The 19,101-nt window shown below is 67.3% G+C and carries 16 protein-coding genes; 9 read left to right on the top strand and 7 right to left on the bottom strand.

Annotated features, from left to right (window positions below; translation table 11 throughout):
- Positions 1-33: 33 nt before the first annotated feature.
- Together LQ953_RS08845 and LQ953_RS08840 are read right to left on the bottom strand one after the other, a co-directional pair.
- Positions 34-462: a UrcA family protein gene (locus LQ953_RS08845; RefSeq protein ID WP_231030366.1), complete on the bottom strand. Its 429-nt coding sequence runs from the start codon at positions 460-462 to the stop codon at positions 34-36.
- Positions 463-520: 58 nt separating this feature from the next.
- Complete coding sequence (locus LQ953_RS08840; RefSeq protein WP_231030365.1) at positions 521-1,741, bottom strand: DUF418 domain-containing protein; 1,221 nt, start codon at positions 1,739-1,741, stop codon at positions 521-523.
- Between the two features lie 156 nt (positions 1,742-1,897).
- Here LQ953_RS08840 and LQ953_RS08835 point away from each other — a divergent pair, with 156 nt between their 5' ends.
- Positions 1,898-2,104 carry a hypothetical protein gene (locus LQ953_RS08835; RefSeq protein WP_231030364.1) on the top strand — a complete coding sequence of 69 codons (207 nt, stop codon included), beginning with the start codon at positions 1,898-1,900 and terminating at the stop codon, positions 2,102-2,104.
- A gap of 33 nt (positions 2,105-2,137) precedes the next feature.
- The gene (locus LQ953_RS08830) at positions 2,138-3,814 is read left to right on the top strand and encodes a long-chain-fatty-acid--CoA ligase (protein ID WP_231030363.1); all 1,677 of its coding nucleotides are present in this window, start codon (positions 2,138-2,140) and stop codon (positions 3,812-3,814) included.
- Positions 3,815-4,201: 387 nt separating this feature from the next.
- On the opposite strand, the gene LQ953_RS08825 is transcribed toward LQ953_RS08830, so the two are convergent.
- Positions 4,202-5,599 carry an NAD-dependent succinate-semialdehyde dehydrogenase gene (locus LQ953_RS08825; RefSeq protein WP_231030362.1) on the bottom strand — a complete coding sequence of 466 codons (1,398 nt, stop codon included), beginning with the start codon at positions 5,597-5,599 and terminating at the stop codon, positions 4,202-4,204.
- 84 nt (positions 5,600-5,683) lie between these two features.
- Between LQ953_RS08825 and LQ953_RS08820 the strand changes: the two genes are divergently transcribed.
- From LQ953_RS08820 to queA, 5 genes are all read left to right on the top strand, one after another.
- On the top strand, positions 5,684-5,929 hold the full coding sequence (locus LQ953_RS08820; RefSeq protein ID WP_231030361.1) for an exodeoxyribonuclease VII small subunit: 246 nt from the start codon (positions 5,684-5,686) through the stop codon (positions 5,927-5,929).
- Between the two features lies 1 nt (position 5,930).
- The gene (locus LQ953_RS08815) at positions 5,931-6,836 is read left to right on the top strand and encodes a polyprenyl synthetase family protein (protein WP_231030360.1); all 906 of its coding nucleotides are present in this window, start codon (positions 5,931-5,933) and stop codon (positions 6,834-6,836) included.
- A gap of 3 nt (positions 6,837-6,839) precedes the next feature.
- Positions 6,840-7,346 carry a pantetheine-phosphate adenylyltransferase gene (gene coaD / locus LQ953_RS08810; protein WP_231030359.1) on the top strand — a complete coding sequence of 169 codons (507 nt, stop codon included), beginning with the start codon at positions 6,840-6,842 and terminating at the stop codon, positions 7,344-7,346.
- A 66-nt stretch (positions 7,347-7,412) separates the two neighbouring features.
- Positions 7,413-8,102 (top strand): peptidylprolyl isomerase, encoded by a 690-nt coding sequence (locus LQ953_RS08805; protein ID WP_330999402.1) that lies wholly within the window; start codon positions 7,413-7,415, stop codon positions 8,100-8,102.
- Positions 8,103-8,118: 16 nt separating this feature from the next.
- Positions 8,119-9,144, top strand: a complete 1,026-nt coding sequence (gene queA, locus LQ953_RS08800; RefSeq protein WP_231030358.1) for a tRNA preQ1(34) S-adenosylmethionine ribosyltransferase-isomerase QueA — start codon at positions 8,119-8,121, stop codon at positions 9,142-9,144.
- Here the strand turns inward: queA and LQ953_RS08795 are convergent, their stop codons facing one another.
- Both LQ953_RS08795 and LQ953_RS08790 read right to left on the bottom strand, forming a co-directional pair.
- Positions 9,145-11,454 carry a GGDEF domain-containing phosphodiesterase gene (locus LQ953_RS08795; RefSeq protein WP_231030357.1) on the bottom strand — a complete coding sequence of 770 codons (2,310 nt, stop codon included), beginning with the start codon at positions 11,452-11,454 and terminating at the stop codon, positions 9,145-9,147. It lies immediately after the preceding gene.
- Between the two features lie 67 nt (positions 11,455-11,521).
- Positions 11,522-13,372: a FecR family protein gene (locus LQ953_RS08790; protein ID WP_231030356.1), complete on the bottom strand. Its 1,851-nt coding sequence runs from the start codon at positions 13,370-13,372 to the stop codon at positions 11,522-11,524.
- A 125-nt stretch (positions 13,373-13,497) separates the two neighbouring features.
- On the opposite strand from LQ953_RS08790, the gene LQ953_RS08785 reads away from it, so the two are divergent.
- On the top strand, positions 13,498-15,144 hold the full coding sequence (locus LQ953_RS08785) for a ShlB/FhaC/HecB family hemolysin secretion/activation protein (protein WP_231030355.1): 1,647 nt from the start codon (positions 13,498-13,500) through the stop codon (positions 15,142-15,144).
- Between the two features lie 72 nt (positions 15,145-15,216).
- Entirely contained in the window at positions 15,217-16,848 is a 1,632-nt protein-coding gene (locus LQ953_RS16330; RefSeq protein ID WP_231030354.1) for a methyl-accepting chemotaxis protein, read from the top strand.
- Positions 16,849-16,864: 16 nt separating this feature from the next.
- Here the strand turns inward: LQ953_RS16330 and chrA are convergent, their stop codons facing one another.
- Positions 16,865-18,259 carry a chromate efflux transporter gene (gene chrA / locus LQ953_RS08775; protein WP_231030353.1) on the bottom strand — a complete coding sequence of 465 codons (1,395 nt, stop codon included), beginning with the start codon at positions 18,257-18,259 and terminating at the stop codon, positions 16,865-16,867.
- Complete coding sequence (locus tag LQ953_RS08770; protein WP_231030352.1) at positions 18,256-19,080, bottom strand: chromate resistance protein ChrB domain-containing protein; 825 nt, start codon at positions 19,078-19,080, stop codon at positions 18,256-18,258. The genes chrA and LQ953_RS08770 overlap by 4 nt, the downstream gene beginning before the upstream one ends.
- Between the last annotated feature and the right edge of the window lie 21 nt (positions 19,081-19,101).

Raw genomic sequence — 19,101 nt, 5'->3', positions numbered from 1 at the left:
AACGCAAGTTCCGGCCCTTTTTGGTTGTTCGCCCTACCAGCGTGCCGCGTAGAAGGCTGGCGCCGGACAGACGATGGTGACCGTTACCCGGCCGGCGGGCGGCGGTGGCGGCGCGGGATAGGCGTACACCGGCTCGGGCCCACAGCCACTCCAGCCGCAGGCTGACAACTGCGCCGCACGCTCGCGCGCCAGCAGGCGCATCCAGCGGTCGCGGTCGATCGCCCAGGCGACCTGGCCCTCGGTGCTCGCCCAAGCCTCATCGCGGCAATAGCGGTCCGATCCGCAGATCCGATTCACCGCGCGGTTTATGCGCTGTGAGAGCAGGCTGATGCCCGCGTTGGTGGACAAGTCTAGCGCCGACGCGTCGACCCGGATCGACTGCACTTCATAGTCGGTCGCCGCTGCCGGGCATGCCAATGCGAGCATGCCTGCCACCAGACCCAATCCCAAGCCCCTGTTCATGCCGTGCCTCCTGTTCAGATGACGAGGGCATAACGCACATGCGCGATTTGGGTCCGTGTCAGGCGGCGCAGAGCTTGGCAGGCACCTCTTCTGTCCGGCGGAACGGCACGTCGCTGCGCCAATAGGTCAGCGCCCGCCAGACCCATTCGATCGGCCCATAGTGGAAGCGTGCGAACCAGAATTGCGCGCCCCAGACCTGCAAGGCGATGGCCCCGAGCGCCACGGCGAGCCGCGTCTCCTGGCTCCAATCGTCCCACAGCCCCAGCCCGAAATTGTAGAACAACGGCACGAAGACCGCAGACTGGAGGATGTAGAGCGTCAGCGTAGCGCGCCCGACCGGCGCCAGCTTGTCCAGGAGGCGCAGCGCGGGCGTGCGGCACAATTCCAGGATCACCAGCCCCCAGGCGAAGGTGCCGGCAAGCTCGAACCAGCTGGAAAGGATCGCGTCGAACATCCGGTTGGCGCCATCGCCATGGCCGAACCCGACGAACCAGCCGAACACGTTCCCGCGCCAGAGATGCGACGCCAGCATGATCCCGATGGCGCATGCCAGCGCGACCCGCCGAACCTTCGTGAACCGATCCAGCCGCTCGAAAAAGCCCACCCGGCCCAGCACCATGCCCAGCACGAACAGGCCCAGGATCTGCACGATGCGGCCATATTCGAACATGAACCACCATTTGGGCACCTGGCCCTGCCACAAATTGGCGTGCAGCGTTTCGGTAAAGGTGCCGCCGAGATACGCCGCCATCGCCGGATCGTGCGACGAACGCGAAGGCTGGTTCGCCCAATCAGCGCCAAGCGCCGCGGCGATCAGCTGGATCCAGAGGCTGGGCGCCAGCAGCAGGAAGCCGGCGATCGCGCCGAGCAGGCGATTGTCCTGCACCCGGTGCAGCACCAGCAGCGCCATGCCGATCACCGCCAGCACCTGGATGATGTCGCCGCGATAAATCACCCCGTGCAGCACGCCGATCGCACCCAGGATCAGCAGCCGCCAGGCGAAGCGGAGCGAGAAATCCTGCCCCCGCTGCGCCGCGCGGTCCATCAGGATGAAGAAGCTGAAGCCGAAGCACAGCGCCAGCAGCGAAAAGCTCTTCCCCATGAACAGCAGGAACACCGTGTCCGCGGGCCCCGGCTGCGGATTCGACCAATAGAGCTCGTAGCTTTCCATCATGTGGACCAGGAACAGCGCCATCAGCGCGAAGCCCCGGACGATATCCACCGCGGCAATGCGCTTGCCCGCCAGGCTGCTCCCGTTGCCGGGCAGCGGTACGACCATAGATTATCCTTTCGCCGCCGCTCTCTAGCGGCGATTGCCCGCAAGCAAAACCGGGCATTGCGCATCACCCGCCCTGCCGATCCACCACGGAGCGCGCTTCAACGTCATTGCGGCACGCCGCGCGGAAGGATAACATCTGCGCGAGGGAGAAGGTGGATGACCAAGCGTTTTCGTACGCTGATGCTCGCGGGACTTGCCGGCGTGGCGCTGATCGCCGTCGCCGCGCCGTCGCATCATGCCAATATCACGATCCTGACGCATCAGGAGAATGATCGGACGCCGCAGCGCGTGCGCGCAGCCGTCGACCTGGGACTGGTCGGTTTTTCCTTCCTGCTCACCTGGAGCAAGCAGCTGGCCCATTGACCGGTTTTCCCTCGGCTGCTTACATTGGTGTCAATGATAAACGCAGAGGAAGCCTGGCGCACCGCCTATCGTCATCCGGGAGTATGGGACGATCCCTTCCCCCCGGTTTCCATGATCGAACTGTTCGAGCAAAGCGCCAGGGAACATCCCCAGGCACCGTTGCTCGACTTCATGGGTCGAAAATACAGCTACAAGGAGGTGTCGAGCGCGGTTGATCGCGTCGCCTGCGGTCTTCGCGAGCTGGGATACGGACCGGGTGACCGGATCGGCCTCTTCCTCCCCAACGTGCCCCATTATGTCGCCGCCTATTACGGCATCCTGAAACTGGGCGGCACGGTGGTGAACTTCTCACCCCTCTACACCGTCGATGAACTGGCCGAACAGGTCGCCGACTCCGGCACCAAGCTTCTCTTCACCATCTCCGCCACGGCGTTGCTGCCCACCGCACTCAAAGTGCTGGAAAAGAGCGGCCTCGAACGCCTGGTCGTCGGATCAGTCGCCGGCGGCCTCCCCGCCGCCAAATCGCTGCTCTACCGCCTGTTCAAGGGCAAGGAAGTCACGCCGCGGCCAAGCGACCCGCGGGTTCTCGCCTTTTCCAAGCTGATCGCCAATGAAGGCGGCTGCGGGATGCCGGTGCTCGATCCTGAGCAGGACGTCGCGCTGATCCAATATACCGGCGGCACCACCGGCACGCCCAAGGGCGCGGTGCTGACGCACCAGAACCTGTCGGCCAATGCCCGCCAGGTGGCCCGGCTCGATCCGGAGATGGGCCGGACCACCGACCGCATCCTGGGCGTGCTGCCCTTCTTCCACGTCTTCGCCAACACCTGCGTGCTCAACCGTACGGTGGTGACCGGTGGCGAGATCGTGATGCTGCCGCGCTTCAACGCCAAACAGGCGCTGGCCGAGCTGCGCCGCACCCGCCCGCGCTCGCTGCCCGGCGTGCCGACCATGTACCAGGCGCTGCTCGACGCGCCCGGCATGAAGCCCAGCGACTTCAGCTCGCTCAAATTCTGCATTTCCGGCGGTGCGCCGCTGCCCCAGCAGCTGAAGGAGCATTTCGAGGAACTGACCGGCGCGCGCATCATCGAGGGCTATGGCCTGTCGGAAAGCTCGGGCGTGGTGTCGGCCAACCCCTATGTCGGCCTGAATAAGCCCGGCACGATCGGTCAGCCGATCGCCGGTACCCGCGTGCGGCTCGTCGACAAGGAAGACCCTACCCGTCCGCCCCCCGAGGGTGAGCCGGGCGAGATCGTCGTACAGGGCCCGCAGATCATGAAGGGCTATTGGAACCGCCCCGATGCCGATGCGAGCGTGTTCGTGGACGACCATTGGCTGCGCACCGGCGACGTCGGCCTGATCGACGAAGACGGCTATATCCGCATCGTCGACCGGCTGAAGGATATGATCGCCGTCGGTGGGTTCAAGGTGTTCCCGAGCCAGATCGAGGCGGTGCTGTACCGCAATCCGGCGGTGAAGGAGTGCCTGGTGATCGGATTGCCCGATCCGTACCATGGCGAGCTGCCCCACGCCTATGTCACCCTGAACGAGGATGCGACCGCCAGCGGCCCCGAGCTTTGCCTGTGGCTCAACGGGCACCTGGGCAAGCATGAGCGGGTGTCGCAGGTCGTGGTGCGCGAGAGCCTGCCCAAGACGATGATCGGCAAGCTTAGCCGCAAGGACCTCTACGCGGAGGTTGCGGCGGGTTGAGGCTGATACTCTGGTGGAGGAAGTTGCTCCACCAGCGCTCGCGCTAAGGCGGCTTGGCCTGCGCGCGCCATAGCTGTTCCCCGGCGAAGGCCGGGGCCCAGCTGCAACGAGGCTAGAGGTGCATACCGCCGTCGCCGATCCATCCGACTGTTCCCCGGCCTTCGCCGGGGAACAGTCGGATGACGCTTGCACGTGCGTCCGCCGCACTCGTCGAGCCCGGAAGGCGAAATCGCCAATACCCGTCATCCCGGCCTTGAGCCGGGATCCCGCTTCTTCTACGGACCAAAGAAGCGGGACCCCGGCTCAAGGCCGGGGTGACGGAGGGGACACAAAGGCCGATGGTCGCGGCCCCTCCGCGGACCTTCTGAAATCAGGCCGTCCCCAGCCTCAATCCCCTGCCTTCGGTCCCGTCCGTTCGCCCTTGCCGGCATACATCACCGCCTTCAGGTTCATGAACTCGTGCAATCCCCAAGGCCCGAGCTCACGGCCATGGCCTGAGAGCTTGACGCCGCCGAACGGCGCCTCGGGCGTGGACGCCAGCAGGGAGTTCACCGCCGTCATCCCCGACTCGATGTCGCGCGCGAACCGCTCGATCTCTTCGGGGTCCTGCGTCCACACGGCAGAACCGAGCCCGTAGGGCACGTCGTTCGCCAGCGCGATGGCATGGTCGATGTCGCGCGCCTTATAGACCGCGGCCACTGGGCCGAAGATCTCCTCCTTGGCCACGTCGCTTTCCGGATCGATGTCGACCAGTACGCCCGGCGTCATCCAGGCGCCGTCGCGCTCGATCTTTTCCGCACCGGCCAGCAGCCGCGCGCCCGATTGCTGCGCACGTTCGACCTGCTCCAGCACCGTGTCGCGCTGCTCGACGCTCGACAGCGGCCCCATTTCGATGCCCTCCTCCATCGGGTCGCCGATCTTCACGGCCTGCATGCCAAGCGTGAACCGTTCCAGGAACGCGTCATAGACGTCCTGGTGCACGACCATCCGCTTGGCGCAGATGCAGCTCTGCCCGGCATTCTGGACACGCGCGGTCACCGCGGTCTTAGCGGCGGTGTCGAGGTCGGCCGAAGGCATCACGATCAGCGGATCGGAGCCGCCCAGTTCGAGCACCACCTTCTTCAGCGCCTTGCCCGCGGCCTGCGCGACCTTCGCACCCGCCCCTTCGCTGCCGGTCAGCGTCACCGCGACCACGCGCTTGTCGGCGATCAGGTCCGACACCTTGTCCGACTTCACGGCCAAATTCTGGAACAGCCCGTCCGGCGCGCCCGCGGCGCTCACCAGCTGCTGCATCAACTGGCCGCAGCCCTGAACGCTAGAGGCATGCTTCAACAGGGCGACATTGCCCGCCATGATGGTGGGCGCCAGGAAGCGCACCGCCTGCCAATAGGGGAAATTCCACGGCATGATCGCCAGCACTGGCCCCAAGGGCAGCCAGCGCGCGGTGGCGTGGCCGGTGGCGGTCTCCACCTCCACCGGCTCCAGATAGCTGGGCCCATGCTCGGCATAGTGGCGGAAGCCGGCGATGCACTTTTCTACCTCGGCTACCGCCGACTTCAGCGTCTTGCCCATTTCGCGCACCGCGACTTCGGCGAGGTGCTGCTTGTCGGCTTCCCATTTGTCGGCAATCGCGGAGAGCAATTGCGTGCGCTGCTCCAGCGGCGTCGTACGCCAGGATCGATAGGCATTCTGCGCCCGCTGCAGTGCAAGCTCGATCTCCTCGGCGCCAAGCTCCTGAAAGCTCTCGCCTTTGGCACCGGTCGCCGGATTGATGCTGGTGAACATGGTGTTTCCTTTGCTGGTCGCCCCCTGAACTCATGGCCGTTCAGCCCGGTTGCAAGGCCAACGCCCCTGCCGCATAGCGTGCGCATGGCAGAAGAAGCGGATATCGCCGCCCTCTCGTTCGAGGACGCGTTGAAGGAACTTGAGCGGATCGTCGCGCGGCTGGAGAGCGGCGAGGCCCAGCTCCAGGAAGCGATCGACCTGTACGAACGCGGCGACCAGCTTCGCCGCCAATGTGCCGCCCGGCTGGATGCGGCACAGGCGCGGATCGAGGCGATCCGCACCGATGCCGAAGGCCGGCCAACCGGCGCCACTGCCTTCAACGCCGGCTGACATGGCGCTTCCCCACGCCAGCCTCGCCCTGGAATCGGCGCTCCGCCAGGTCGCGGCCGAGATCGACCGCCAGTTCGACCTCGCGCTTGCCGTGCCTGACGATCCGCGCCGCAGCCTGTACGAGGCCATGCGCTATGCCGCGATCGGCGGGGGCAAGCGGCTGCGCCCGCTGCTGGTTTCCGCGACCGCGCAGCTGTTCGGCGTCGACCGGACGTGCATGACGCGCGTTGGCACCGCAATCGAGTGCATCCATGTCTATTCGCTGGTGCATGACGACTTGCCGGCGATGGACGATGACGACCTGCGCCGCGGCAAGCCCACCGTGCACAAGGCGTTCGACGAAGCCACCGCGATCCTGGCGGGCGATTGCCTTCATGCCCTCGCCTTCGAGATCCTGGCGGACGAGGCGACGCACGCCGATCCGTTCGTCCGGGTCGAACTGCTCCAGACGCTTGCCCATGCCGCGGGGCCTTCGGGCATGGCCGGCGGGCAGATGATGGACCTGCAGGCCGAAAAGGCGAGCTTCGACTTACCTACGGTCACCCGGCTCCAGGCGATGAAGACGGGCGCGCTGATCAGCTGCTCGGTGGAATGCGGCGCGATTCTGGGCCGCGTGCCGGTGGAAGGGCGCAAGGGCCTGCGCGGCTATGCCCGCGACATGGGTCTCGCCTTCCAGATCGCCGACGACATCCTCGACGCGGAAGGCGACGAGGAACTGGCCGGCAAGAAGCTGCGCAAGGATGGCGACGCCGGCAAGGAGACCTTCCTCACCCTGCTCGGGCTCGACCGCGCGCGGGAACAGGCGCGCATCCTGGTTGATCAGGCGGTGGAGCATCTCAAGAGCTTCGGCCCCGAGGCCGACCTGCTGCGCGACATCGCCCGCTACACCCTCGAACGGGACCGCTAAGCCATGACCACCCGCACCGGCGTCTATCCCGGCACCTTCGACCCGATCACCCGCGGTCACATGGACATCATCCGCCGCGGGGCGAAGCTGGTCGATTGCCTGGTCATCGGCGTCACCACCAATCCATCCAAATCGCCGATGTTCTCGATCGAGGAACGCTTGGCGATGGTGAAGCGCGAAGTGGCGGATATCGAGGGGGACATCCAGGTCGTCAGCTTCGATTCGCTGCTGATGGACTTTGCCGAGCGCCAGGGCGCCAGCATGATCGTGCGCGGGCTGCGCGCTGTGGCCGATTTCGAATACGAATATCAGATGGCCGGCATGAACCAGCAGCTGAACCATCGCATCGAAACCGTCTTCCTGATGGCCGACGTTTCGCTCCAGCCGATCGCCAGCCGCTTGGTCAAGGAAATCGCCCTCTACGGCGGCGATGTACGCAAGTTCGTATCGCCCGCCGTCGAGGTCGAAGTGGTCGAGCGTGTCCAGAAGATCGGCCGCAAGGGCAGCTGAACTCGCCCTTTGTTCGCCACACAATGATGGTCTAGAACCGGCCGGTTCATACCCGTGGGGATGTTGATGCGTTTCGTTGCCACTTCGGCTGCTCTGGCAGCCCTGTTCTTCGCTCTGCCCGCCGCTGCGCAAAAGGGGCCGCCGCCCAAGCCCGACCCGCTCAAGGGCGTGCAGACCGACGCGGCGACTCACGTCCCCGTCAGCGTCGCAGCCGACCCTGAGAACACCTGGGTGCTCGACCTCTCCACCGGCGGCCGCGTCGCCATCCGCCTGCGCCCCGATGCCGCGCCTAAGATGGTCGAGCAGGTCAAGGCACTCACGCGCCAGCACTTCTACGACAACACGGTGTTCCACCGCGTGATCGACGGCGGCGAGAACATGGCACAGGGCGGCGATCCCACCGGAACCGGCCGTGGCGGCTCCGAGCGGCCGAACGTCCCGGCCGAATTCAGCAACCTGCCGCACGTTCGCGGCGCCGTTTCGGCCGCCCGCGCGCAGGACATCAACAGCGCGAACAGCCAGTTCTTCATCATGTTCGGCCCGCGCCTTGGCTTTGACCATGACTACACCGTGTTCGGCCGCGTGACCGAGGGCATGCAGTGGGTCGACAAGATCGAGCGCGGCGAACCGCCCGCACGCCCCACGCGCATCATCCGCGCCTATATCGCGTCGGACAATCCTCCGCCCTATCAGCCTGCCCCGGTGAACGCCCCCGCGCTTCCGGCCGGCGAGCAAAAGGCCACGCTGCCGCAATAAGCGCAGCCGCACGCCCGTGAACGTAGACCTGTTCGACTTCGACCTGCCGGCCGAGCGCATCGCGCTGCGTCCGGCCGAGCCGCGCGACACCGCCCGACTGCTCTTCCAGCATGGCGACACGCGCCAGGACCGTACGGTCCGCGACTTGCCCGCGCTGCTTCAGCCGGGCGACCTGCTGGTGTTCAACGACACCCGCGTCATTCCCGCGCAGCTGAACGGCACGCGCGGCGAGGCGCGGATCGGCGCCACGCTGCACAAGCGCGAAGGCCTGCGCGACTGGCGCGCGTTCATCCGCAACGCCAAACGGCTGCGCGAGGGCGATGTGATTGATTTCGGCCAGGGCGTTGCCGCCACCGCCACCGACCGCGGCGAGGATGGCAGCTTCCTGCTCCGCTTCGCCGGCGACGAACCGGTCGAGCTGCTGCTGGAGCGCTGCGGCGAGATGCCGCTGCCGCCCTATATCGCCTCCAAGCGCGCGCCCGACGAACGCGACGCGCAGGACTATCAGACGATGTTCGCCAACGAGGCCGGCGCCGTCGCCGCCCCCACCGCGGCGCTGCACTTCACCCCCGACCTGCTCGCGCGCCTGGGCGAAGCCGGCATCGGCCACGCCACGCTGACGCTCCATGTCGGCGCCGGCACCTTCCTGCCGGTCAAGGCGCAGGACACCGCCGAGCACAAGATGCACGCCGAGTGGGGCCGCATCGACCAGGCGACGGCGGACCGCCTCAACGCCGTGCGCGCCGCCGGCGGCCGCGTGATCGCCGTCGGCACCACCAGCCTGCGCCTGATCGAAAGCGCCGCGGGCGAAGACAACATCATCCGCCCGTTTGAAGGCGACACGGCGATCTTCATCACCCCCGGCTACCGCTTCCGCGGCATCGACGGGCTGATGACCAACTTCCACCTGCCGCGCTCGACCCTGTTCATGCTGGTATCGGCGCTGATGGGGCTGGAGCGGATGCAGGCGGCGTACGCGCATGCGATCGCGAACGAGTACCGGTTCTACTCCTACGGCGACGTATCGCTGCTGCTGCCGTAGCTACGCGGCGATCGCGTAGGTCCTGCTTAGCAACGGTTGCAGGTCCGCCGCCGGGATCGGCTTGCTGATCAGATAACCCTGCGCCAGGTCGCATCCGATCGAGCGTAGGAAGTCCAGACAGCCCTGATCCTCAACGCCCTCAGCCACGACCTTGAGGCCCAGTTCGTGCGCCAGATCGATCGTGGAGCGCACCAGCGCGCCATCGCCGCGGTTCTGGTGGGCGAATTGCACGAAGCTGCGATCGATCTTGAGTTCGTTGAGCGGCAGCTGCTTCAGGTAGCTCAAGGTGGACTGGCCGGTGCCGTAATCGTCCATCGAAATGCTGATGCCCAGATCGCGGAACGATTGCAGCGCGGCGGCCGCGGCCGCCGGGTCGCGCATCGTCGCGGACTCAGTCACTTCGAAGGTGAGCAAGGCGGGTGCGATGCCGCTATTCTGCACCAGCTCGCGCAGATCAGCGATGAAGAGCGCGGAATTGAGCAGCTTGGCCGAGATGTTCACCGCGCCGGTCAGTTGGTGGCCGCCCGATTGCCACGCCAGCAGGTCACGGATCGTCTGCGCCACGACATGCAGCGTCAGCCCGGCAATGCGGTCGTTGCGCTCGGCCAGTGGGATGAACAGGTCGGGCCGCAGGAAGCCGCGGGTGCCATGGTTCCAGCGCACCAGCGCCTCCACGCTGGCGATGCGCTGCGTCTTCAGGTCGAGCTTGGGCTGGTACAGCACCTGGATCTCGCCCTCGCCCAGCGCGTCGTCCAACTCGCCCAGCAGCGACAGTTCGCGGTCGACCGTGTCCTCTTCCTCCAGCTGGTGCACATGCCAGGCGCGGCCTTCCGCCAGCGCAGTGTCGGCGGCCAGCGCCGCCTGCGCCACTGCGCGCTCCGCGCCTTCGCCGGCCCGCTCGGCGGCGTAGCCGAATGCGAGCGACACATCGACGCGGCGCCCTGCCACTTCGATCGGGCTCAGCATCAGCGCGCGCAGGCCGTTGAGATGCGACTCAAGGTCATGGTCGTCGACGATCCGCCAGGCAAGCACACGGTCCTCGATGCGAAAGACGGCGCCCGCCTGCGAGGTCATGGCGATCCGGTCTCGCACGCGCTGGATCAGCTGGGCGGTGGCGGCCTCGCCAAGGCCCGCCGCCAGCTTGTCGAACTCGGCAATGCGCGCGGCCACGACGCCGGCCGCATGCTCCTGGTGCATCGCCTGGCGGAGCGCCACGCGATTGGGGAGGCCGGTCTGGCCGTCCAGCGCGCGCTTGCGCTGCACCGCGCCCAGCCACCGCATCGCGACGCTGGTGACGGTGACGAGCGTAAGGCAGCCAAGCGCCGGGCTCAATTCCAACAGCCACCGGGCGAGACTATCCGCTGCCACCGCCGCGGCGAACAGGCCGAGCAGCGCTGCCACGCTCGCGGCGACCAGACCGGCACGGCTGCGGGCGTGGAGGATCGGCCAGGCGAGCAGAAGCGCGAGCAGAAGCGGCACCACCCAGCCTCCATCCACCGGCATGCCTTGCGCGAGCGTCTCCGCGGCGATGGCTTGGATCACGACCCCAGGCACGACGCCATGGTTGGGGATGGCATAGCGGTCGCCCAGTTCGACGGCAGTGGCGCCGATCAGGACAGTCTTGCCGGCAAAAGTCGCCGGGTCGAATCTGCCCTCGCGGATGTCGAGGAAGCTGTGGCGTGGGATGGTTGCCGGATCGATCGCATAATCGATCTCGAAATCGCTGTCGGCGCTGCCTTGCACGCCGGCGAGCATGGCCGCCACGGACGGGCGCGGCACGCCGTCGGTCACGACGCCGACGGGCGAGCGCCGCACCTGTCCGTCCAGATCGGCGCGGATATTGACGGCCGCGAGATGCGCATGAGGACGCAACAGCGGGATGGGCAAGGACTCGGTCCGCCCTTCCTGGCCGCCCCCTGATGCCTGGCCGAAGGTTGGCAGGATGACCTTGCCCCCTGTCGCTTCCAGCGCGCGGGCGAACGCCGCATCCTCTCCGAGCGCGGAACGTGCGGAGAAATCCACGTCGAACGCGATGGATGCCGCGCCCGCCTTGTGCAGCCGCTCGACCACCTGCACATAGTTGCTGCGCGGCCAGGGCCAGCGATCGATCGCGGCGATGCTGCGCCCATCGATCTCGACAATGTGCAACTGGCCGCTTGCGGGATGCATCCGCAGCGCAAAGTCCAGCGCACGCAGGCTGCGGTCGACCCCCGCTCCGGCGCCCGAAAAGCCGATCGCCATCGCCAGAAGCGCGCCGATCAACAGGACGGCCAGCCGCCAATGTGCGCGATATGCGCGAAGAAGAGTCATCCAGCGCCTCCGAAGTGCGCCCGATCCTTAGCCGCGAGAGCCTAACAGGAGGTCACCGGCGGGCACGTCAGTCCTTGTCAGGCTTGCCGGGGCCCGGTCGGCCGTTGCCTGGCGCATCCTTGCCCGGATCATCCTTGCCAGGACCACCTCCCTTACCGGGATCGTCCTTACCAGGGCCGCCGTCGCCCTTGCCCGGATCATCCTTGCCGGGGCCACCTCCCTTGCCGGGATCGTCCTTGCCAGGGCCGCCGTCGCCCTTGCCCGGATCATCCTTGCCGGGACCACCTCCCTTGCCGGGATCGTCCTTGCCAGGGCCACCATCGCCCTTGCCCGGATCGTCCTTGCCAGGGCCACCATCGCCCTTGCCCGGATCATCCTTGCCGGGACCGCCTCCCTTGCCGGGATCGTCCTTACCAGGGCCCCCGTCGCCCTTGCCCGGATCGTCCTTGCCAGGGCCCCCGTCGCCCTTGCCAGGATCGTCCTTGCCGGGCCCGCCTCCCTTGCCGGGATCGTCCTTACCAGGGCCCCCGTCGCCCTTGCCAGGATCGTCCTTGCCGGGACCGCCTCCCTTGCCGGGATCGTCCTTACCAGGGCCCCCGTCGCCCTTGCCCGGATCATCCTTGCCGGGACCGCCTCCCTTGCCAGGATCGTCCTTGCCGCCCCCGTTGCCGTTCCCGTTGCCAGGTTCGTCCTTGCCGCCGCCATTGCCGTTCCCGTTGCCCGGATCGTCCTTGCCGCCGCCATTGCCGTTCCCGTTGCTAGGATCGTCCTTGCCGCCGCTGTTGCCATTGCCCGCGCCGTTGTCATTCCCTTTGCCAGGAGCGTCGTTGCCCGAGCTTCCGCCACTGCCATTGCCAGGAGTGGTGGTGCCTGCCCCGTTCCCATCGCCGGGGGTGCCTTTGTCAGCCCCGCCATTTCCGCTCCCGGGCGTGCCATTGCCGTTGCCACCTGCGGGCGTGCCGGGCGTGGCCGGCGTACCAGCCCCGGCTCCAGGCTTCACGTCGCTGCCCGACTTGGCCGGGTTCACGCCGACGGCTTCTTCCGTGGCGCCACTTCCGCGGCCAAGATCGGAGCGAACAACGGCGGCATTGGCGCTTGCGACCTGCACTGCACTGACGCCGCTCACCAGCCCGCCAGTCATCTTACCCAGGTCGACCGGCTTGGCCATGATCGGCTCGAAGATCATCTGGGCGGTGAACAGCTCCAGATTGGCAACGTTTTCCGCACCCGCATCCTGCGCCGCGGGGGGGTCGGCCGCGGGCGCAACAGGCGCCTCAGCCTCGTTGCCCGTGCCGGTCGATGCCGCAGGAACCTCGGGCGCTGCCGGCGGCGCACTCCGCTGGGGCGAGTCGATGGTGCGGGTATCCTGTCCCTGCACCGTCAGCCGGTAGCGATCGGCCGCGGTGATCGTCGCCAGAATGCCGGGGCGGATCAACTCGCGCGCGCCGCCATCGATGGTGGAGGTTTCCACCGCGCCTTCGAGCACCTGCAGCGACGCGCCTTCGTTGGATACCGTGATGGAGAAGGTCGTGCCCTTCACCACGGCGGCCAGGTACGGCGTCTGCACCCCGAAATGCGGGTTCGGCTTCTTTTCGATCTGGAAGATCGCGTTGCCCCATTCCTGGAGCACTTCGAACATGCCGCGCTTCTGCGCCGGCAGGGGAATGCGGATCCGGCTGTTCGCCGAGACGGTGACGAAGTCCTTGCCGCGCACCACTACCGCGCGGGCGCCTGGGCCCGTGGACAGCGTCGCACCTGCCGCAACGGACGCGCCCCGGCTCACCGCGTGATCGCCCGTGGCGTCGCGGACCGTGACCTTGCCCGCGACTTCGCTGACGGTCCAGTTCGCCTGCGCATGCGCAAGCGGCGAGAACACAAACAGCAAGGCGGCGGTGAGCAGCTTCAGAAGCCGTGACACTGGCAGAACCCCCAATTTTGGAGGCTGCACCCTAGTCGCGATGCATTTAAGCCCTGTTTGTACGCGTAGTTAACGTGCCGGCTATTTGACGAATTCGTAAGAGCTTAGCCTTAGGTCCATGCCGGATGCGGACCAGCAGCACAGTTGCGGCACTCTTTTTGGGCGGAGCCCTACTCCCCGGCGCGGCATTTGCGCAGACCGCGCTTGACCGCGTCGCGCCCGCGACGCAACGCCCCTCGGAGCAACCTGAGCCGACCGCCCCTCAACCCCGCGTCGCGATCGACGTGGACGCGCCAAGCGGCACCGCCGCCGGGGGCGCCACGATCCTTGCCGGCGCGATCGGCATCGCCGGCCTTCAGGCGCTCTCGCCCGCCGACTTCGCGGACATCATCGCGAACCATGTCGGCAAGACACTGGCGCCCGATCAGCTCGCCTCCCTGGCCACCGCCATCGCCGAACGCGCGCGGTCGCGCGGCTATGTGTTTGCCTCGGCATGGATCGAGCCGCAGCGGCTTTCCAACGGCGTCCTCACCGTGTGCATCGACGAGGGGCGCGTCGACGAGATCCGCTTCGGCGGCCCCGAACAGCCGGCGGTACGCCGCGCGCTTGCACCCCTGATCAACGGCAAGCCTGCCCGGCTGGAAGAGGTCGAGCGCAGGCTGCTGATCGCCGGCGACGTTGACGGCGTGCGCATGGGCAAGACGCGGTTCCTGCGCGAGAGCGGCAAGGGCGTGCTGCTGGTCAACGCCACGCAAGACAGGCTCGCCGCGCGCGTCGCCCTGTCGAATGAGGGCAGCAAGCCGATCGGCCCCGAGCAGCTGCGCATCGACGTCGACGTCAACGCGCTGTTCTCGTCCGACGATGCCTTCACCGTGACCTATTCGACCACCCCAGGTGAGCCGAGTGAACTCCAATATGGCCGCCTGCGCTACGCTAACCGCGTGAGCGCCAGCGGCACGGAAGTCGCGCTGGTAGCTTCGGGCTCGACCGCCAAACCCGGCGCGTATCTTGAGCCCTTCGACCTGGAGAGCCGCAGCTGGTTCCTCGGCGCCGAGCTGCTCCACCCGCTATGGCGCCGCCGCGACGCCAGCCTCTGGCTCCAGGCCGAGCTGGGCGTCCGCGACCTGCAGCAATGGCGCAGGTCCGTGCGCGTCCGCCACGACCGCATCGCCACCGCACGCGTGTCGCTCTACGGCTATAGCGACGTCGCGGGCGGCCGCCTCCGGATCAGCACGACGCTGTCCCAGGGACTCGGTGTCCTCGGCGCGACCGGCCGCAACGATCCGCTCGCCTCGCGCTACGACGCCGATGCGACCTTCACCGCGCTCAGCGCCTGGAGCGAATGGACCACCGATCTTGGCGGCCAGTTCAGCCTGCGCCTGGCGATGCAGAGCCAGCTCGCCTCCCAGCCGCTGCTGATCAGCGAGGAAACGGGCTTGGGCGGCACGGGCTTCCTGCGCGGCTATGACTGGAGCGAGCGCAGCGGCGATCAGGGTGTGATGGGCATGGCCGAACTGCGCTACCTCTGGAATCGCCCCTTCGGGCTGGTCCGCCGGGCCCAGCTCTATGCGTTCGTCGATGGCGGCCATGTCAGCAACCTGGACAATGGCTTTGGCAGCGGTTCGCTGGCGTCGACCGGCGGTGGCCTGCGCACCGACATCACTGCCGACACCGGCGCCAACTTGGAATTCGCAGTGCCGCTTTCGGGCGCGCGCTACGATACCGACGACCAAACGCCAAAGATCAATTTCCGGCTGATCCGCTCGTTCTAAGGCCTTGCAGACAATAGCGTTAACCATTGCCGCTTAAGCCTGCGAACCACAGGCAAGCAGGCGAACGTTCAAGTGGCGCAATCCAACCCTTCCCTTCCCGCGCTGCGGGCCCAGATCGCCCGCTACGCCAGCGCGCTGCGGCGCACACCGGACGAAGACTCGATCGCCCGGTTCGTCTTCGCCCGCCAGCTCGACGCCACCACCAGCGCCTGGCGCGCGCTCGTGCCGCTCGCGATCGTCATTGTCGCGGCGGCGATCGCTGCACTCTGGGGATCGATCAACCGGCCTGGGGCGCTGGCGAGCGCGCTGCTCATCGTTGGCGCGGCGATCTGGGGATGGCGCGTCATCCCCACCCGCACAGGCGAGCATGACCTGCACGAAGTCGCGCGCTGCCACCGCATCGTCGCCGCGCTGATCGGCACCGGCTGGGCAGTGCTGTGCCTGGCCATGAGTGCCCATGCCGGGCGCGACCTCATCTTTCTGGTGGCGCTGCTCCAGATGGCGTTGATGGCGGTCGGCCTGATCATGTACGTCAATCATCCCGCCGGTTTCGTCGGCTTCACCACGCCGGTCGCGCTGTCGCTGGCGGTGACGTCGATGCCCGTGACGATCGGCGGCCCGGCCGTCAGCCTGCCCCTGCTCCTTGTCTATTACGGCATCCTCGCCAAGGCCGCGGTGGATCAGTCCACCGTGTTTGCAGAGGCGCAGACCTCCGCCAGCCGCCTCGCCGAAAGCGAAGCCGCCAGGCTCCAGCTCGCCCGCGAGTCCGCCGAAGCTCAGGCCCGCCAGGCCGCCGAGACTCGCGCCAACGAAGCCGAACAAAGCATCGCCGCCGCGCGCAAGGCCGAGCAGCTCAAGCGCGACTCGCTCCTGCAATTGGGCGAGCAGTTCGAGCAGGACGTAGCCGCCGCCGTCAATCTACTGTCCGAGGCGGTAGCCGAGCTGGACCGCTCCGCTGCGCAGCTCGTTGCGATCGGCGAAGGCAGCGCCGGCGCCGCCGCCGATGTGGCGCAGCGTGCTACCGCCGCCTCATCCTCGGCCCTGTTCGTGGCGACCGCCGCGGAGGAACTGGCCCAGAGCGTCGGCGAGATCGCCACCCATGTCGACGGCCACGCCGCGCTGAGCGATGCCGCGCGCATGCTCGCCAGCACCAGTTCGCAGCGGATCGATGCCATCCGCGAGGACGCTGCCAAGATCGACAGCGTCATTGAACTGGTCGATGGCGTCGCCAGGCAAACCAAGCTGCTGGCACTCAACGCCACCATCGAAGCGGCGCGCGCCGGCGATGTCGGCCGGGGCTTCGCGGTGGTCGCGGGCGAGGTAAAGGCGCTGGCCAGCCGCACCTCCACTGCCACCGCCGATGTGCGCGAACAGACCGGCTCCATTGTCGGCCAGATCGCCACGGCCTCCGCGCGCATGACCGAAACCGCCGGCAAGATCGACGAAGTAGCCGCCATCGCCTCGTTCATTGCCGCCTCGGTCACGCAGCAACGCCGCGCCACGCTGGAGATCGGCGAGGAAACCAATCAGGTCGCCACCCATATCGACGACGTCCGCGAACGCGCCGAGGAACTGGCCAGCGGCGCCCGCATCACCGGCAGCCTGGCGCGCGCCATGAACGAAACCGTCGCCGGCATCTCACGCCAGGCCGACACGCTCCGGGCGGAAACCGCAGGCTTCCTGCAGCGCATCCGCGCGGCGTAGCCTCAGCCTTCAGGGATCAGCGGAGCACGCCCAGAAGGTGGAGAGCCATGCCGGCGGCCGCCGCTCCGAGAAGCGTCAGCAAAACACCCGCCCGCAAATAGAATACCGCGACGACAGCTGCCAGGGCCAGCAGCGTCGCCCAGGGATCGATGCTGGCGAGCACCGGCGCATCGAAGCGAACTGGGCCCGCGCTGAACACCGCCGTCTGCCGAAACAGGGTGTGAAGGGCGAACCACACGGCCAGGTTCAGCACCACGCCCACCACTGCAGCGGTGATCGCCGCGAGCGCCCCTGCGACGGCAGCGTTTCCCCGCAAGCGCTCGATGAACGGCGCTCCCAGGAAGATCCACAGAAAGCACGGGACGAAGGTCACCCAGGTCGCGAGCAACCCACCAAGCGTTCCTGCGAGCAGCGGCGGCAAGGCGCCAGAAGCGCGAAAGGCGCCCAGGAAACCGACGAACTGAAGCACCATGATCAGCGGCCCCGGCGTCGTCTCGGCCATCCCCAGCCCATCCAGCATCTCGGCCGGGCTCAGCCAGCCATAGTTCTCGACCGCCTGCTGCGCGACATAGGCGAGCACGGCATAAGCGCCGCCGAAGGTCACCATCGCCATGGTCGAGAAGAAGGTCGCGATGCGGCTGAACACATCGTCTGGCCCCTGCACGATCAGCAACGCCGCGACGGGAATCAGCCACAAGGCCAGCCAGATCAGTGCCGTCCGAACGGTCTCACGCCAGGTCGGGCGAGCATGCGTGGGCAAATCCTCGCCTAGCAGCGTATCGGCGTCGGCCACCGTTGGGCCCTTTGCGGAGCCATGACCGCCACCGCTGAACACCCCCAACCCCCGCTTGCCGGACCACCAGCCGATCAGCCCCGCGCCGAGCACGATCAGCGGAAATGGCGCGCCGAAGAAAAAGATCAGCACGAACACAGCAGCCGCGAGCAGCCGCGCCGGGGTGGTCGTCAATGCGCGCCCACCGATACGCACTACCGCCTGGAGCACGACCGCCAGCACTGCTGCCTTCAGCCCGAAGAACAGGGCTGAGACGATGCCGACGCGCCCATAAAGCACGTACACCCAGCTTAGCGCCATGATCGCGCCAGCACCCGGCAGGATGAACAGCACGCCGGCGACGATGCCGCCTTTCGTCCGGTGCATCAGCCACCCGATATAGGTGGCTAGCTGCTGCGCCTCCGGACCTGGCAACAGCATGCAATAGTTCAGCGCGTGCAGGAAGCGCTGCTCGCCGATCCACTTTTTCTCGTCGACCAGAATGCGGTGCATCACCGCGATCTGCCCGGCGGGCCCGCCAAACGAGAGCAGCGCGATGCGCAGCCACACCCAAAAGGCTTGCCCGAGTGAGACGGATTGCGGCCGAGCAGGCGCGACAATGTCAGGGACCGCGTTCATGCCTGCACCTTGCCCCGCGCGGGCTGATGAGAGGACCAGTCGTGCTTCTCGTTTTGCGCGTCGCGGCACCAGCGGTAGAGCGCGTCATACACCGCCATGCCCGCCTCAAGCTGCGCGTGGTCGTCGCTGTGGATGCGCGACAGGCCAAGGGAAATGGCCAGCAGCCCCGCCGCTTCTGGCACCAAGTCCAGCCGGTCGGTGTCGGCGCCGCGGACGATCGCCGCCAGTCGCACCAGCGGCGCATGCCCGCCAAGCCCGAACGCCTCGACCATCAGGTCGAACGTGCAAAGATCGCCACGATGGCTCCAGAACACACGCTCGTCGGCCAGATCGAAGGGCTCTGCGCGTTGCTGCGCGGCGACAGTCAGCACCTCGGCGGGCGCCACGAAAAGGAAGCGGGCGGCGGGATCCACGAACCGGCGGATCAGCCAAGGACATGCGATGCGATCCACCTTGGGACGCGCGCGCGTCACCCACCAGGTTCGCCCATCATCATGTCGCTCGGGCAAGTGCGCAAAGGAGACAACAGGCAGTTCCGCGGCAGTCCAGGCGGCGAAACCGCCTTCCAGCACCTCGGCCGGGATGCCTTCGCTACGCAGGATCGCCGCCGCTGACACTGCTCCGCCTCGGCCATCGGCATCAAAGACGACGACGCCGGTGCTGCCATCGCCTTCCCACATGCTGGGGTCCTCACCCGACGGAGGCCGCGATCCGGGAATCGCTTCCGTTGGTGCTTCTCGCACGTCGATGATCCGCGGCGATCCGGGCAGCGCGACCAGTCGCGCGAGCTTGTCAGGAGTGATGGCGTTGTGTGCGGGCATGGCGCGTCCTTTGCATGTTGA

Origin of the sequence: Sphingomonas sp. IC-56, from assembly GCF_021043375.1 — a bacterium.
In the GTDB taxonomy this organism is placed as follows: Bacteria; Pseudomonadota; Alphaproteobacteria; order Sphingomonadales; family Sphingomonadaceae; genus Sphingomonas.
Note: the sequence above shows the minus strand (reverse complement) of the source record. Positions and strands in the feature narration are given on the sequence as shown.

What these genes read in the sequence shown, in the direction of transcription:
- LQ953_RS08835 (WP_231030364.1), top strand. Translation starts at nt 1,898, where the DNA reads ATGACCAAGCGTTTTCGTACGCTGATGCTCGCGGGACTTGCCGGCGTG.
- LQ953_RS08820 (WP_231030361.1), top strand. Translation starts at nt 5,684, where the DNA reads ATGGCAGAAGAAGCGGATATCGCCGCCCTCTCGTTCGAGGACGCGTTG.
- LQ953_RS08830 (WP_231030363.1), top strand. Translation starts at nt 2,138, where the DNA reads ATGATAAACGCAGAGGAAGCCTGGCGCACCGCCTATCGTCATCCGGGA.
- LQ953_RS08805 (WP_330999402.1), top strand. Translation starts at nt 7,413, where the DNA reads ATGCGTTTCGTTGCCACTTCGGCTGCTCTGGCAGCCCTGTTCTTCGCT.
- LQ953_RS08840 (WP_231030365.1), bottom strand. Translation starts at nt 1,741, where the DNA reads ATGGTCGTACCGCTGCCCGGCAACGGGAGCAGCCTGGCGGGCAAGCGC.
- coaD (WP_231030359.1), top strand. Translation starts at nt 6,840, where the DNA reads ATGACCACCCGCACCGGCGTCTATCCCGGCACCTTCGACCCGATCACC.
- LQ953_RS08795 (WP_231030357.1), bottom strand. Translation starts at nt 11,454, where the DNA reads ATGACTCTTCTTCGCGCATATCGCGCACATTGGCGGCTGGCCGTCCTG.
- chrA (WP_231030353.1), bottom strand. Translation starts at nt 18,259, where the DNA reads ATGAACGCGGTCCCTGACATTGTCGCGCCTGCTCGGCCGCAATCCGTC.
- LQ953_RS08770 (WP_231030352.1), bottom strand. Translation starts at nt 19,080, where the DNA reads ATGCCCGCACACAACGCCATCACTCCTGACAAGCTCGCGCGACTGGTC.
- LQ953_RS08815 (WP_231030360.1), top strand. Translation starts at nt 5,931, where the DNA reads ATGGCGCTTCCCCACGCCAGCCTCGCCCTGGAATCGGCGCTCCGCCAG.
- LQ953_RS08785 (WP_231030355.1), top strand. Translation starts at nt 13,498, where the DNA reads ATGCGGACCAGCAGCACAGTTGCGGCACTCTTTTTGGGCGGAGCCCTA.
- LQ953_RS08825 (WP_231030362.1), bottom strand. Translation starts at nt 5,599, where the DNA reads ATGTTCACCAGCATCAATCCGGCGACCGGTGCCAAAGGCGAGAGCTTT.
- LQ953_RS08845 (WP_231030366.1), bottom strand. Translation starts at nt 462, where the DNA reads ATGAACAGGGGCTTGGGATTGGGTCTGGTGGCAGGCATGCTCGCATTG.